The sequence below is a fragment of the Streptomyces silaceus genome, from assembly GCF_001419745.1.
In the GTDB taxonomy this organism is placed as follows: Bacteria; Actinomycetota; Actinomycetes; order Streptomycetales; family Streptomycetaceae; genus Streptomyces; species Streptomyces silaceus.
In genome coordinates, this window is sequence record NZ_LIRJ01000169.1 from 1 (window position 1) to 12645 (window position 12645).

The following is a 12645-nucleotide window of genomic DNA, read 5'->3' on the forward strand; positions in this document are numbered from 1 at the left end:
CGCCCCGGCCGCCCCCCCCGGCCACGCCCCAGCCATGTCCTCCGTACGCGAGAAGGGCCGTTCCATGCACGCGCGCAGACTCCTCACCGGCCTCGTCCCCCTGGCGCTCGTCGCGGCGACCGCGACGGCCTGCGGCGACGACGCGAAGACGAGCGTCAGCGACTCCGGCGAGAAGCTCGACAAGGTGACCCTGACGCTCAACTGGTATCCCTACGGCGAGCACGCGCCGTTCTACTACGGCAAGAAGCAGAAGATCTTCGAGAAGCACGGCATCGACCTGGAGATCAGGGCGGGCCAGGGATCGCAGAAGACCGTGCAGGCCACCGGCGCCGGCCAGACCGACTTCGGCTGGGCCGACACCCCGGCCCTGCTCGCCGGCGTCGACCAGGGCGTCAAGGTGAAGAGCCTCGGGGTGTTCCTCCAGACCACGCCCGCCTCCGTGCAGTCCTTCACGGCCGAGGGCGTCGGCTCGCCCGACGACCTCAAGGGCAAGACGGTCGCGGGCACGGCGGGCGACGCGCTCACCAAGACCTTCCCGATCTTCCTGCAGAAGAACGGCATGGACGTCTCCGACGTCGACATCCAGAACACCGACCCGGCGGGCAAGATCGCCGCGGTGATCTCCGGCAGGACGGACGCGCTGCTCGGCTACGCGAGCGACCAGGGCCCGACCATGCGGAACAAGGCCAAGAAGGACGTCTCCTACCTCCGCTTCTCCGAGCACGGCCTGAACTTCTACTCCAACGGCCTCATCGCGGGCGCCAAGACCCTTCAGGGCAGGGGCGATCTGGCGAAACGGATGACCGCGGCGGTCAGCGACGCGTGGGCGGCCGCCGAGAAGCGGCCGGGCCCCGCCGTCGCCGCGATGGAGGGCGCGTCCGAGCAACTCCCGCCGAAGGACGTCCTGTCCGAGCAGTTCACGACCACGCTGACGCTGCTGCACACCGACGCCACCGAGGGGAAGGCGCCGGGAGCCAACACGGAGGCGGACTGGAAGCAGACCATCGACGTCTTCGCGGAGGCGGGCATGGTCAAGAGCCTCAAGTCCGTGTCGGAGTACTGGGATTCGGCCAAGGGGATCAAGGGGTGAGCATGCCCGACCACACGGGACTCAGGAGCGCGCGGCCCCAGCACGCGACGCTCGAGAAGGAGACGGCCCGCGCGGGCGGGACGGGCGGCAGCGGCGCCGCGCCCGCCGTGCGGCTCGACGACGTCGCCGTCCGCTTCCGTACGAAGAAGAAGGACGTCACGGCGCTGAGCGACGTCTCACTGGACATCGGCGCCGGCGAGTTCGTGGCGATCGTCGGGCCCTCGGGCTGCGGCAAGTCCACGCTGCTCAAGCTGATCGCGGGGCTGCTGACGCCGTCGTCCGGCGAGGTGCTCCTGGGCGGCGAGCGGGTGCGGGGGCCACGGCGCGACATCGGATACGTCTTCCAGCGCGCCGCCCTCCTCGACTGGCGCTCCGCACGCCGCAACATCCTGCTCCAGGCGGAGATGCGGAGGATGACCGCGGCCGAGGCACGCGCGCGTGCCGACGCGCTGATCCGCATGACGGGGCTCGGCGGCTTCGAGGACGCGTATCCGCACGAGCTGTCCGGCGGCATGCAGCAGCGCGTCGCGCTGTGCCGGGCGCTGCTGCACGAGCCGCCCGTGCTGCTCATGGACGAGCCGTTCGGGGCGCTCGACGCGCTCACCCGGGAGCAGATGAACGTCGAGCTGAACCGCATCTGGCGCGAGACCGGCACCACCGTCCTGCTGGTGACGCACTCGATCGCCGAGGCCGCGTACCTGGCGGACCGCGTGGTGGTGATGAGCCCGCGGCCCGGCACGGTGACGGAGGTCATCGACGTGGGTCTGCCGCCGGAGCGCGCCTACGCGGCCACCCTCGCCTCGGCCGAGTTCCGTACGGCGACCGGGCGGATCAGGGAGCTGCTCGGGGCGGCGTCGGCGCACGACTGACGCCCGGCCGCGCGGGCGCCCGGCTGAGAGGCAGACCACATTGTCGACATCCCGTATCCGGGATAGCGTGCCGAATATGGAACACGAAGGAGTCGACGCGCGGCTCGCCGCCCGGCTGTCCGAGCTGCGCGCCGAACGCGGCTGGTCCCTGGGTGAGTTGGCCGAGCTGAGCGGGATCAGCCGCTCCACCCTGTCCCGCGCCGAGCGCGCGGAGATCAGCCCGACGGCGGCCCTCCTGAACCGTCTGTGCGCCGTCTACGAACGGACCATGTCGCAGCTCCTGAGCGAGGTGGAGGCCGAGCCCGCGCAGCTGGTGCGCGCCGTCGACCAGGCGGTCTGGGCGGACGACGACGCGGGCTTCATGCGCTGGCAGGTCTCGCCGCCGCACATCGGGATGCGCGGCGAACTCGTCGAGGGACGGCTGCAGCCGGGCGCCGACATCGCGTACGACCGGCCGGCCGTGCCCGGACTCGAACAGCACATCTGGGTGCTCGAAGGGAGCCTGGAGGTCACGGTGCAGGGCGAGGTCCACACGCTGCGCACCGGCGACTGCCTGCGCTACCGCCTGTGGGGCGCCTCGCGCTTCCGCTGCCGCGGCGAGGAGGCCGTGCGGTACGCGCTCGTGGTGGTGCAGCCGTGACCGCGGCCCCGGCGACGGCCGGCGTCGCCCGGCTCGACGCCGCCGCCCTGGACGCGTCCGCCGACGCGCTGGCCGACCTCCTCGTCGACACCGTGCGCGGCGGCGCCTCGCTCGGCTTCCTGGCCGGCCTGGACCGCGCCACGGCGGCCGCCTGGTGGCGCGCACAGGGCACGGCGGTCGCCGGGGGACGCCTCGCCGTCTGGGCGGCCCGTGACGCCGACGGCGTCACGGGCACCGTCTCCCTCGCCTTCGTCGACAAGCCCAACGGCCGGCACCGTGCCGAGATCGCCAAGCTGATGGTCCACCCCCGCGCCCGCGGACAGGGCCTCGCCCGCACGCTCCTGGCCGCCGCCGAGGACACGGCGGCCCGCGCGGGCGTGACCCTGCTCGTCCTGGACACCGAGACCGGCAGTCCCGCCGAGTCCCTCTACGAGCGGGCGGGATGGATCCGGTCGGGCACCATCCCCGACTACGCGACGGACCCGGCGGGGAACCTCCACCCGACCACCCTGTTCCACCGGAGGCTCGGCGCCGCACGCGGCGGCGCCGAGCCGGACGGCGCGGCGGGTCAGTAGCGCAGCGCCGCCAGATACGCGTAGCTGTTCCGCGCCGTCGCGAACGGATCCGCCGGACTGTCGTGCTCGACCAGCCACTGCCGGACGCCGCCCACGCGCGCGTGGGCGAACATCCCGGCGAAGTCCAGCGTCCCCGAGCCGACGTCCGCGAAGCCGCCGTCGGCCGCCATGTCCTTCACGTGCAGCGCGGGGAAGCGGCGCGGATGGCGCCGGAAGTACGTCGCCGGATCGGCGCCGCCCTTCACCGCCCAGTACACGTCCAGTTCGAAGGCGACCAGCTCGGGATCGGTCTCACGGACGAGGACGTCGTACAGGTTCGTGCCCTCCACCACCACGTGGTCCGAGCCGTGGTTGTGGAAGAGCACAGGACCGAGCCCCGCCTCGCGCGAGGCCCGCCCGATCCGGTTGAACTGCCGGGCCGCCTCCCGGAACCCGTCCGGCGTGTGCAGCGCGCCGGGCAGGCTCGGCACCACGGGCCAGCGGGCGCCCAGGGTGTGCAGGTCGTCGAGCGCCCGGGGCAGCCCGTCGCCGGTCAGCGTGGGGTACGCGACGTGCTCCAGGACCGCCCGCAGCCCCACGGCGTCCAGCATCCGCCGGATGTCGGGGGCGCCGTACCCGTGGCGGCCGCTCACGCCGACCGTCGCGTACCCGATCGCCGCGAGCCGCTCCAGGGTCCCCGCGAAGTCCCGGGCCAGGGCGTCGCGCATCGTGTACAGATGCATGCCGATGCCCCCGCGCGGGATGCGCCGCCGGGGGACCCCCTGCTGCGCGGCCCGCGCGGGCAGGGCCCCGCCGAGCGCCGCCGCGAGCCCCAGCGACGTACCGAGAAAGGCACGCCGGGAGCCGGCAACGCGACCGGAGCCGCCGGAACGGATCTCTCTTCCTTCTCCGCTCATCGCCGTGTCCTCACTTCGCCGTGATCCGGACCGCGCCGGTCGTCGTGTCGCCCTTGTCGTCCGTCACGGTCAGATGAGCCGTGTACGCGCCCGCGCGCGCGTAGGTGTGTGTGGCGCCGGGCCCCTCCGTGCCACCGGACGGCTTGGAGTTGTCACCGAAGTCCCAGTGGTACGAGGCCGCGGTCCGCCCGGCGGGCAGCTCCACCTTGCTCGTGAACGTCACCGCCAGGGGCGGCGCGCCGCTGCCCGGGGCCGCGGTGAGCGAGACCCTCGCACCCGGACGCTTCTCCACGCCCGGGCCGTTGAAGCGCAGCCAGTCGAGCGTGAGGAGATCGGGCTTGTCGGCCGACCACTGGGGGTTGGTGAAGACCGCGTACAGCTTCGTCGTGCCGTCGTGCTTCGCCAGCGCGGTGGTCGGCGAGACGAGCCGGTCCCAGCCGCCGGTGTTCGGCACGGTCACCTTGCCGAGCAGCTTGCCCGTGGGGGAGCCGGCCCGGAACTCCACGTCGCCGCCGAGCCCGCCCGACGCGGCGCCCACCGTCACGGAGTCCACGCCCTTGAGGTGCACCGGGTCGAAGGAGACCCAGTCCTTGTCCTCGATCTCGATGAGCCGCTTGCCGCCGGACGCGTCCGCGCGGTCCCCGGTGACCACCCCGTCGTGCGCGCCGCCGGTTGCCGTGCGGTGCTCGGCCTCCCGGAACGACGTCCGCAGCGTCAGCGACGCGGACCCGGTCAGCGCGGGCACGTCACCGGCGCCCTTGTCCTCGTACTGGGCCGTGATGCCGTAGTACAGGTTCTGTCCGGGCCCGTGGCTGTCGCCGGCGTCCGTCACGATCTCGCCCGTGCACCCGGTGTAGTTGTCCAGCGGATGCAGATGGGAGTCGTGCCCCAGCTGGGACTGGACGACGACCCGCGCGCAGTCGATCCGCCCGTCCTCCTTGTCGGTCACCTTGACCGTGAAGGGCACGGTGTCGCCGAAGCTGAACATCCCGCCGTTCGGCGGCTGCTGGATCGTCACCGTCGGACGCGTGTTGCCGACCGTGACCTCCCGCACGGCGAGCCCGCTGAGGTCGCCCGGACCCGTCACCTTCAGGCGGGCGCTGAACTGCCCCTTCTTGGTGTAGGTGTGCGTCGGGTTCGCCTCGGTCGAGTCGGTCGTGCCGTCGCCGTCGAAGTCCCACGCGTACGTGACCGGTTTGCCGCCCGGGAGCCCGGAGCCCTCGCTGGAGAACGCCACGGTCAGCGGGGCGCCGCCGTTGTCCGGGGACGCCGTGACACGGGCGTCCGGGAGGCGGCCGTCGGCGACGTAGTCGATGCGGTAGATGCCGGAGCCTTCGTTGCTGCCGCCCCGGCCCGTGCCGCTGCCGAGTCCGAAGTCGATGACGTACAGCGCGCCGTCAGGCCCGAAGTCGGCGTCGAAGGGCTGGTTCCACTTCATGTCGCCGAAGACGGAGTTGATGGACTGGAGATCGCCCGCCTTCGCCGGCGGGAACCGCGGATCGGTGAACGTCTGGTCCTTCTCCTGGAGGGAGAACGCCTTGAACCACTGCCGGGTGAGCTCGTAGGTGAGCCACTTCCCCTCGAAGTACTCGGGGAACTTCGTCTTGTACGGGTTGTCCGCGTCGTAGTCGTAGACGGGACCGCTCATCGGTCCGCCGCCGCCCGTGCCGAGTTCGGGGAACTCCTCGGAGGCCGCATAGGCGTACCAGACGTCGGCGGGCTGAGCGGGCGGGAGATCGCGCAGGCCCGTGTTGTTCGGCGAGTCGTTGACGAGCTTCGCGCAGTCGAACTTCTCCTTCGATGTCTTCGTCGCGAAGTCGTAGTCGTTGAACGGGGTGTTGTCGCCGATGCAGTAGGGCCAGCCGAAATTGCCCGCCTTGGTGATCCGGTCGAACTCGACCGTCCCCTCGGGGCCCCGGTCGGGCACGGCCTTGCGCGCGTCGGGGCCGTAGTCGGCGACCAGCAGCGCCCCGCTGATCGGGTCCGTCGTGATCCGGAAGGGATTGCGCAGCCCCATCGCGTAGATCTCGGAGCGCGTCTTGTCCGTCCCCTCGGGGAAGAGGTTTCCCTCCGGCACGGCATACGTCCCGTCGTCCTTCGGCGTGATCCGCAGGACCTTTCCGCGCAGGTCGTTCGTGTTTCCCGCGGTGCCCTGCGCGTCCCAGGCGCGGCGTCCCTCGCGCTCGTCGATCGGGGCGAATCCGTCCGAGGCGAACGGATCGGTGTTGTCACCCGTCGCGATGTACAGATCGCCCTTCTTGTCGAAGGCGATGGAGCCCGCCATGTGGGAATTCGCCCGGCCCTCGCCCCGCAGGGTCGGAATGGTCAACAGACGCTTCTCGGACGCCGGATCGACCTTCCCGCCCGCCTCGGTGAAGCGGGACAGATTGATGCGTTTCTCCGTCTTGTCGGAGTGCAGGAGATAGAGCCAGTGGTTGTCCTTGAAATCCGGGTCGAGCGCGAGCCCGAGCAGCCCGTCGGACTGGCTCGTCATCTCCGGCGTGTACGCGAGGTCGAGCGCCGTGGAGACCTTGAGCGTCTCCTGGTCGATGATCTTCAGCTTCCCGGTGCGCTGGACGAAGAAGACCCGGCGGTCGGGCGCGACGGCCAGCTCGAAGGGGTCGGCGAGATCGGCGGTGGCCAGGGGAGTGCGCTGGAAGCTGCCCGTCCTGGTCGCGGTGCAGTCGCCGGGCTTGTCACCGGCCGCCCACTGGATGCCGCCGAGGACGTGCCGGAGGAAACCCTCCTCCTGGAAGGCCGACTTGGCGTGCCCGCCCGCCGTGTACCAGGAGCGGCCGCCGTCGTAGTTCTGGCACCAGGACCACGGGTGGTCGACGCCCTCGTCGAGCCCCGACACGCCGTCCCGCACCTTGATCTGCGCGAGCGTGTGGACCTTCCCCGTGGGGTTGGTGCGCCAGTTGTACCACTCCTCCGTGCGCTCCCAGAGCTCGGGCAGCCCCCGCGTGGACGGATGCGCGCGGTCGAGGACCTTGACCCGCCCCGTCTGCACCTCGGGGTGCTTGTCGAAGATCGCGCCGACCAGGCCCTCGTACCAGTCCCAGTCGCGTTCGCTGGCCGACGCCGCGTGCAGCCCGACCCAGCCGCCGCCCGCCCGGACGTACTTCTGGAAGGCCGCGCGCTGTGCCGCGTCGAGCAGATCGCCCTTCTCCGGAGTGGAGTTGGTGTTGTTGAAGACGACGGCCTGGAAGCGGGCGAGGTTGGCGTCGGTGAACGCCGAGGCGTCGTCGGTGGCCTCGACCTCGAAGCCGTGCTCGGCGCCGAGCTTCTCGATCGCCTCCACGCCCGCGGGGATCGAGTCGTGGGCGTAGTTCGTGACCTTGGAGAAGACCAGGACGCGGAAGGCGGGCGCGGCCGCCGCGCCGGGCGGGGCGGCGAGGCCCAGACCCGCGACGAGGGCGAGGAGGGCGACGAGGACGAGCAGGGGCCTCGGCCCGCCTCTCGGCGTCCTGCGCGCCGTGTTCCTCGGTGGCCTCGGTGGTCTCTCGGGCGTGCTCTTCGGTGCCGCGGAACTCGTGGAACTCATGGCGCTCCCTGGGCTGGCTGGGCTGGTGGCCGGCTGCCGGTCGCCGGGTGTGCGGTGAGTCGCGTCTGCGCGTGAGCGTGAGCGGGAGGTGGTGCCGATCCGCGCGGTGTGATAGAAAGCGCTTTCAACGCGCGGGACTCAGGGTAGGTTCCGCTTCCGCGGGGGGTCAATGGGTCGCACGAGGTCTCGCGGGGCGTCCCGGTGGTCCGCGCACCCCTTCGGCCGGCCTGAGCCATCCCCCTTCGGCCGGCCTCGGCCGTCCCCCTGCGGTCGGCCTGAGCCATCCCCCTGCGGTCGGTCGGCGCCACCCCCTTCGGCCCCGCATGAGGTCCCGCGCGCGGGGGAGGCTGCCCCGAGGAAACCAGCCGCGTCCCAGGGGAGCCCCAGCGATGCCCGACCGAGCCGACGACACCACCCCCGCCGCGTACACCGCCGGACTGTGCACCACGAGCGACGGCGTGCCCGTCGCCACCTACACCTGGCTGCCGGCCGACGGCAGGCCCCGCGCCCTCGTCCAGATCGCGCACGGCGCCGCCGAACACGCCCAGCGCTACGACCGGTTCGCCCGCCATCTGACCGCGCACGGCTACGGCGTGCTCGCCTCCGACCACCGCGGCCACGGCGCCACCGCGCAGGCCACGGGAGGCTACGGCGTGACCACCGGGGGCCCCGGGGCCGAGGACGCCGACAGCTGGCGGGCGATCGTCGACGACCTCAGGACCATCGGCGACCAAGCGCGTGCCCTGTACCCGAGCGTCCCGTTCTTCCTCCTGGGACACAGCCTCGGCTCGATGCTCGCGCGGGACTACGTCCAGGAGTACGCCGACGAGCTCGCGGGCGTGATCCTCTCGGGCACGTTCCGCTCGCTGCCCGGAGCCGAGACGGAGGGCGACATCGCCCGTCTGGAGCGCGAGATCGCCGACCACGGCCGCGCCGCGCTCTCCTCCTACGTCCCCGACCTCTTCGCCTCGTTCAACGACCCCTACGTCCACCGCACCGGCTTCGAGTGGCTCTCGCGCGACGAGGCCGAGGTCGACGCGTACGCCGCCGACGAGCGCTGCGGATTCGCCTTCTCCGCGGGGCTCTCGCTGGACTGGGTGCGCGGCATCCGGAAGATCAACGACCCGCGCAACCTCGCGCGCGTGCCCGTCGATCTGCCGATCCATGTCGCCGTCGGCGAACTGGACCCCTGCAATCAGGGCATGACGCTCGTCCACGAACTCCTGGAGGACTTCCGGTACGTGGGCGTCGAGGACCTGACGTGGAAGGGCTACCCGGACACGCGCCACGAGATCCTCAACGAGACCAACCGGGACGAGGTCCACGAGGACCTGACGGCGTGGCTGGACAAGCGCGTGCTGTGAGCCGGACGGTCCGGGGCGAGGCGTGCGGCGGGTGATTGTCAGTGGGGTTGGTTACGGTTCTTCGCATGTCGAAGTCCAGATCACGGGCCCGCGTCACCTCCGATGACGTGCGCCGCATCGCGCTCGCCCTGCCGGACACGGTGGAGAAGATCGCGTGGAGCATGCCCACGTTCCGCGTGTCCGGAAAGATGTTCGTGACGGTGCCGGACGACGAGACCTCCTTCGCCGTCCGCTGTCCGAAGGTCGAGCGCGACGAACTGGTCCTCGCCGAGCCGGACAAGTTCTGGGTGGCCGCCCACGAGGCGGCGTCCGCGTGGGTGCGGGTGCGGCTCGCCGCGCTGGACGAGCAGGAGCTCGCCGACATCCTGGCCGACTCCTGGCGCCAGGCCGCGCCGCCCCGACTCCTCGAAGAGCACCCGGAGTTGGGGGTGCCGTCCACGGACTGAATACATAGAGAGCGCTGTCTGCCACCCGTGGCATGATCCCACCGTGCCGCAGGGGAGGGGTGACAGCGTGCCGTCAGGGGCGGGGACGCAAGGGGAGGGCGACCGGAGCATCTGGTCGCGCGATTTCGGACTGTTCTTCGCGGCCCGTGCCGTGGCCAAGCTCGGCGACACCATGCTGCCGGTGGCGCTCGCCGCGGGACTGCTGCGGTACGGGCACGGCGCGGGCGCCGTCGGCCTCGCGATGGCCGCCACGACCGTCTGCTTCGCCGGACTGGTGATCTTCGGCGGGGTCTTCGCCGACCGGTTCAGCACCCGGCTGCTGATGATCGGCGCCGACCTCGTCCGGTTCGTCACGCAGTCGCTGGCGGCGGTCTTCTTCTTCACCGGGCACGTCGTGCTCTGGCAGATCTGCGCGATCGGCGCGGTCAACGGCGCGGCCGCCGCCCTCTTCCAGCCGGGCGTGGCCAGCACGGTGCCCCGCCTGGCCGCCGACGTCCAGAAGGCCAACGGCGCGATCCGCGTCGCCGAGTCGACCGCGTCCCTCGCGGGCCCGGCCGTCGCCGGTGTGCTCGTCGGCCTCGCCTCACCCGGCGCCGTGTTCGCCGCCCACGCGGCGACGTACGCGCTCAGCGCCCTGTGCCTCGTCCTGCTCCGCCTGCCGCCCGCCCACCTGGGAGCGCGGCCGCACAGCGACGGCTTCCGGGCCGATCTGGCGCAGGGGTGGCGGGAGTTCAGGGCCCGCACCTGGCTGTGGGGCGTCATCGCCGTCTACAGCATGCTGATGATCATGACCACGGGCCCGAGTGTGCCGCTGGTGGCGACCCTCGTCGTCCAGGAACACGGCTCGGGCTCGTACGGTCTGGTGAACTCCGCCCTCGGCGCGGGCACCGTCGTCGGCGGCCTCGTCGCCCTGCGCCTGCGCCCCCGCCGCATGCTCCGCGCCGGCACCTTCGCCCTGATCGGCTACGGCGCCTTCCCGACGGCGGTCGGCCTCCAGCTCGGCGTGCCGGCGATGGCGGTGGGCGCGGCCGTCGCCGGTGCCGGGCTCTCCTTCTGGGGCGTGATGTGGGCGACGAGCGTCCAGACCCAGGTCCCGCCGGACGTCCTCAACCGCATCCACGCCTACGACGTCGCCGGATCGCTCGCCATGCTGCCCGTCGGCCAGGCGCTCGCCGGTCCCGCGGCGAGCGCCTTCGGCGCGGAGAACGTCCTGATCGCGGGCGGCGCGATGACGGTCGTGGTGTGTCTGTGCCTGTACGCGGTCCCCGCGATCCGGGGCCTCGTGCGGGTCGACGCGACCACGCGGACGTCCGCGCGGAGCCCCCGCGCCGGCGGTGTCACGAAGCGGGGACGGCAGTCCGCCTCCGCTCGCCAAGGAAGGCGCTGATCCGCCCGCGCAGCGACGCCGCGTCGAGACCGTGCGCGGCCACGTGCTCCTCGATCCGGCCGTAGCGGCGCAGCTCGGCGCGGCCCACCCCCAGACCGAGGACCCGGTGCGGCAGATCGGCGAGCGCGTCGTTCGCGGCGGCGGTCGAGGTCCCCGCGAGATACGGCTCGACGACCACGACGTCGGCGCTCGCCCCGGCCCCCGCGGCCCGGCGCAGCGCCTGCCCGTCGAAGGGCCGCACGGTCGTCGCGTACAGGACGGTCGTGTCGAGCCCCTCCGTCGCGGCGAGCACCGAGTCGAGCATCGGCCCGACGGCGATCACCACGCCGCCGTCGGGGCCGCCCTCACGCACGGTGCGGAACCGTTCGCCGTCGACGGGCAGCGCCCGCGCGTTGGCCTGCACCGAAAGTCGTACGTAGACCTTGTCGTCGCCCGCCGCCACCGCGTGCCGCAGCAGCGTCTCGGCCTCGTCGGGGTGGCCCGGCACGTGCACGGTCCAGCCGTCGAGCGTGTCGAGCAGCGCCACGTCGCCCGGCGACATGTGCGTGAAGCCGCCCGCGGGCCAGTCGAAGGAGGCGGCGGCGCTGACCAGCACCCCGCCCACGCCCTGGTGCCCGAAGTCCAGCTTGATCTGCTCGAAGGGCCGCTCCACGAGGAAGCTCGCGAAGGTGTGCACGACGGGCCGCAGCCCGGCGAGCGCGAGCCCGGCGCCCGCGCCCACGAGGAGCTGCTCGCGGATGCCGACGTTGATCACCCGGTCCGGGTGCTTGCGCATCGCCTCCTCGAAGCCGTCCTTGCCGATCTCGGCGAGGACGACGGCGACGCGGGGATCCTCGTCGAGCAGCCGCGAGACGACGGGGGCGAAACGGTCACGCATGGTGTCCATGGCAGAAGGGTCCTTCCGGGAAGTACGGCTGTACGCGCGGGTGGGGAAGCGGCGGCGGGGCCTGGCGGGTCACGCGATCCTCGGTTCGCGCAGGGACTCCTTGGGCTCGACACGGGCGACGACCACGCGCGGCCGTCCCGGGTGCGGCGCCGTGAACGCCGCGTACAGCGCCTTGTGGTCGCGCCCGTCGGCGGTCTCGGCCGACCAGCCGGCCGCCTCGAACCGGGCGGCGATGCCGCCGGGCCTCGCGTAGCTCGCCGAGGCGTTGTCGATCACGAGTGCGTGCAGTTGTTCGAGCCCCGCGGGCCCGGCGTAGGCGACGGCCTCGTGATTGCTGCCCTCGTCCATCTCGGCGTCGCCGACCAGCACCCATACGCGGGGGTCGGTGAGCCCGCGCGCCCGCAGGCCGAGCACCGTCCCCACGGCGAGCGGCAGCCCGTGCCCCAGCGAACCGCTGCCGATCTCGGCCCCCGGTACGAGCACCCGGTCCGGGTGGTGCCCGAGCGGCGAGTCGTACGACCCGAAGCCCTCCAGCCAGTCGACGGGCAGGAACCCCTTGGCGGCGAGCACGGCGTAGTACGCCATGGGCCCGTGCCCCTTGGACAGCAGGAACCGGTCGCGTGCCGGGTCGTCCGCCCGCTCCGGTGTGACGCTGAGCACGCGGTCGTAGAGCACCCAGAGCGCGTCCAGGGTCGACGTCGCGGCGGGTCCGTGCTTCTCGGCCCCGGTCATGCGGCCCATGAGCCGCGGCAGATCGGCGTATCCGTATGCGTGATCCGTGGTGGTCGTCATGCCGCGAGCGTGCAACTTGAACCCCGCTTGAGGTCAACAGCGGCCCGGCCCGACGAAAGGGGTGAGCGATCACCGGTCGGAGTGCGGTATGGTTTCGGTGCGCGTTCGGCCGGGGGAAACCCCAGGTCACACGGGCAACGGGACGTGGCGCAGCTT

The 12645-nt window shown here is 72.3% G+C and carries 11 protein-coding genes; 7 read left to right on the plus strand and 4 right to left on the minus strand.

Features of this window, described 5'->3' with window-relative positions; all coding sequences use genetic code 11:
• The first annotated feature begins 64 nt into the window (after window positions 1–64).
• From AOK22_RS16915 to AOK22_RS16930, 4 genes are all read left to right on the plus strand, one after another.
• The gene (locus AOK22_RS16915) at window positions 65–1090 is read left to right on the plus strand and encodes an ABC transporter substrate-binding protein (RefSeq protein ID WP_055699502.1); all 1026 of its coding nucleotides are present in this window, start codon (window positions 65–67) and stop codon (window positions 1088–1090) included.
• Between the two features lie 2 nt (window positions 1091–1092).
• Window positions 1093–1959, plus strand: coding sequence for an ABC transporter ATP-binding protein (locus tag AOK22_RS16920; RefSeq protein ID WP_055699495.1), 867 nt, complete (start codon window positions 1093–1095; stop codon window positions 1957–1959).
• 76 nt (window positions 1960–2035) lie between these two features.
• Window positions 2036–2599 (plus strand): helix-turn-helix domain-containing protein, encoded by a 564-nt coding sequence (locus AOK22_RS16925; protein WP_107101954.1) that lies wholly within the window; start codon window positions 2036–2038, stop codon window positions 2597–2599.
• Window positions 2596–3174, plus strand: a complete 579-nt coding sequence (locus tag AOK22_RS16930) for a GNAT family N-acetyltransferase (RefSeq protein WP_055699496.1) — start codon at window positions 2596–2598, stop codon at window positions 3172–3174. Before AOK22_RS16925 ends, AOK22_RS16930 begins: the two co-directional genes overlap by 4 nt.
• On the opposite strand, the gene AOK22_RS16935 is transcribed toward AOK22_RS16930, so the two are convergent.
• Window positions 3168–4070 (minus strand): sugar phosphate isomerase/epimerase family protein, encoded by a 903-nt coding sequence (locus AOK22_RS16935; RefSeq protein ID WP_079036622.1) that lies wholly within the window; start codon window positions 4068–4070, stop codon window positions 3168–3170. The two genes, AOK22_RS16930 and AOK22_RS16935, sit on opposite strands and share 7 nt — an antisense overlap.
• 10 nt (window positions 4071–4080) lie before the next feature.
• Complete coding sequence (locus tag AOK22_RS16940) at window positions 4081–7614, minus strand: ThuA domain-containing protein (protein ID WP_079036623.1); 3534 nt, start codon at window positions 7612–7614, stop codon at window positions 4081–4083.
• Window positions 7615–8003: 389 nt separating this feature from the next.
• Here AOK22_RS16940 and AOK22_RS16945 point away from each other — a divergent pair, with 389 nt between their 5' ends.
• The 3 genes from AOK22_RS16945 (at window position 8004) to AOK22_RS16955 (ending at window position 10811) form a co-directional block, all read left to right on the plus strand.
• Window positions 8004–8978, plus strand: a complete 975-nt coding sequence (locus AOK22_RS16945; RefSeq protein ID WP_055699497.1) for an alpha/beta fold hydrolase — start codon at window positions 8004–8006, stop codon at window positions 8976–8978.
• 65 nt (window positions 8979–9043) lie between these two features.
• Window positions 9044–9424, plus strand: a complete 381-nt coding sequence (locus tag AOK22_RS16950) for an MmcQ/YjbR family DNA-binding protein (RefSeq protein ID WP_055699498.1) — start codon at window positions 9044–9046, stop codon at window positions 9422–9424.
• 67 nt (window positions 9425–9491) lie between these two features.
• Complete coding sequence (locus tag AOK22_RS16955; RefSeq protein WP_055699499.1) at window positions 9492–10811, plus strand: MFS transporter; 1320 nt, start codon at window positions 9492–9494, stop codon at window positions 10809–10811.
• Here the strand turns inward: AOK22_RS16955 and AOK22_RS16960 are convergent.
• Window positions 10762–11697: a transketolase family protein gene (locus tag AOK22_RS16960; RefSeq protein ID WP_055699500.1), complete on the minus strand. Its 936-nt coding sequence runs from the start codon at window positions 11695–11697 to the stop codon at window positions 10762–10764. The two genes, AOK22_RS16955 and AOK22_RS16960, sit on opposite strands and share 50 nt — an antisense overlap.
• A gap of 69 nt (window positions 11698–11766) precedes the next feature.
• The gene (locus AOK22_RS16965) at window positions 11767–12489 is read right to left on the minus strand and encodes a transketolase (RefSeq protein ID WP_055699501.1); all 723 of its coding nucleotides are present in this window, start codon (window positions 12487–12489) and stop codon (window positions 11767–11769) included.
• Between the last annotated feature and the right edge of the window lie 156 nt (window positions 12490–12645).

What these genes read in the sequence shown, in the direction of transcription:
- AOK22_RS16915 (WP_055699502.1), top strand. Translation starts at nt 65, where the DNA reads ATGCACGCGCGCAGACTCCTCACCGGCCTCGTCCCCCTGGCGCTCGTC.
- AOK22_RS16920 (WP_055699495.1), top strand. Translation starts at nt 1,093, where the DNA reads ATGCCCGACCACACGGGACTCAGGAGCGCGCGGCCCCAGCACGCGACG.
- AOK22_RS16925 (WP_107101954.1), top strand. Translation starts at nt 2,036, where the DNA reads ATGGAACACGAAGGAGTCGACGCGCGGCTCGCCGCCCGGCTGTCCGAG.
- AOK22_RS16935 (WP_079036622.1), bottom strand. Translation starts at nt 4,070, where the DNA reads ATGAGCGGAGAAGGAAGAGAGATCCGTTCCGGCGGCTCCGGTCGCGTT.
- AOK22_RS16940 (WP_079036623.1), bottom strand. Translation starts at nt 7,614, where the DNA reads ATGAGTTCCACGAGTTCCGCGGCACCGAAGAGCACGCCCGAGAGACCA.
- AOK22_RS16945 (WP_055699497.1), top strand. Translation starts at nt 8,004, where the DNA reads ATGCCCGACCGAGCCGACGACACCACCCCCGCCGCGTACACCGCCGGA.
- AOK22_RS16950 (WP_055699498.1), top strand. Translation starts at nt 9,044, where the DNA reads ATGTCGAAGTCCAGATCACGGGCCCGCGTCACCTCCGATGACGTGCGC.
- AOK22_RS16960 (WP_055699500.1), bottom strand. Translation starts at nt 11,697, where the DNA reads ATGGACACCATGCGTGACCGTTTCGCCCCCGTCGTCTCGCGGCTGCTC.
- AOK22_RS16965 (WP_055699501.1), bottom strand. Translation starts at nt 12,489, where the DNA reads ATGACGACCACCACGGATCACGCATACGGATACGCCGATCTGCCGCGG.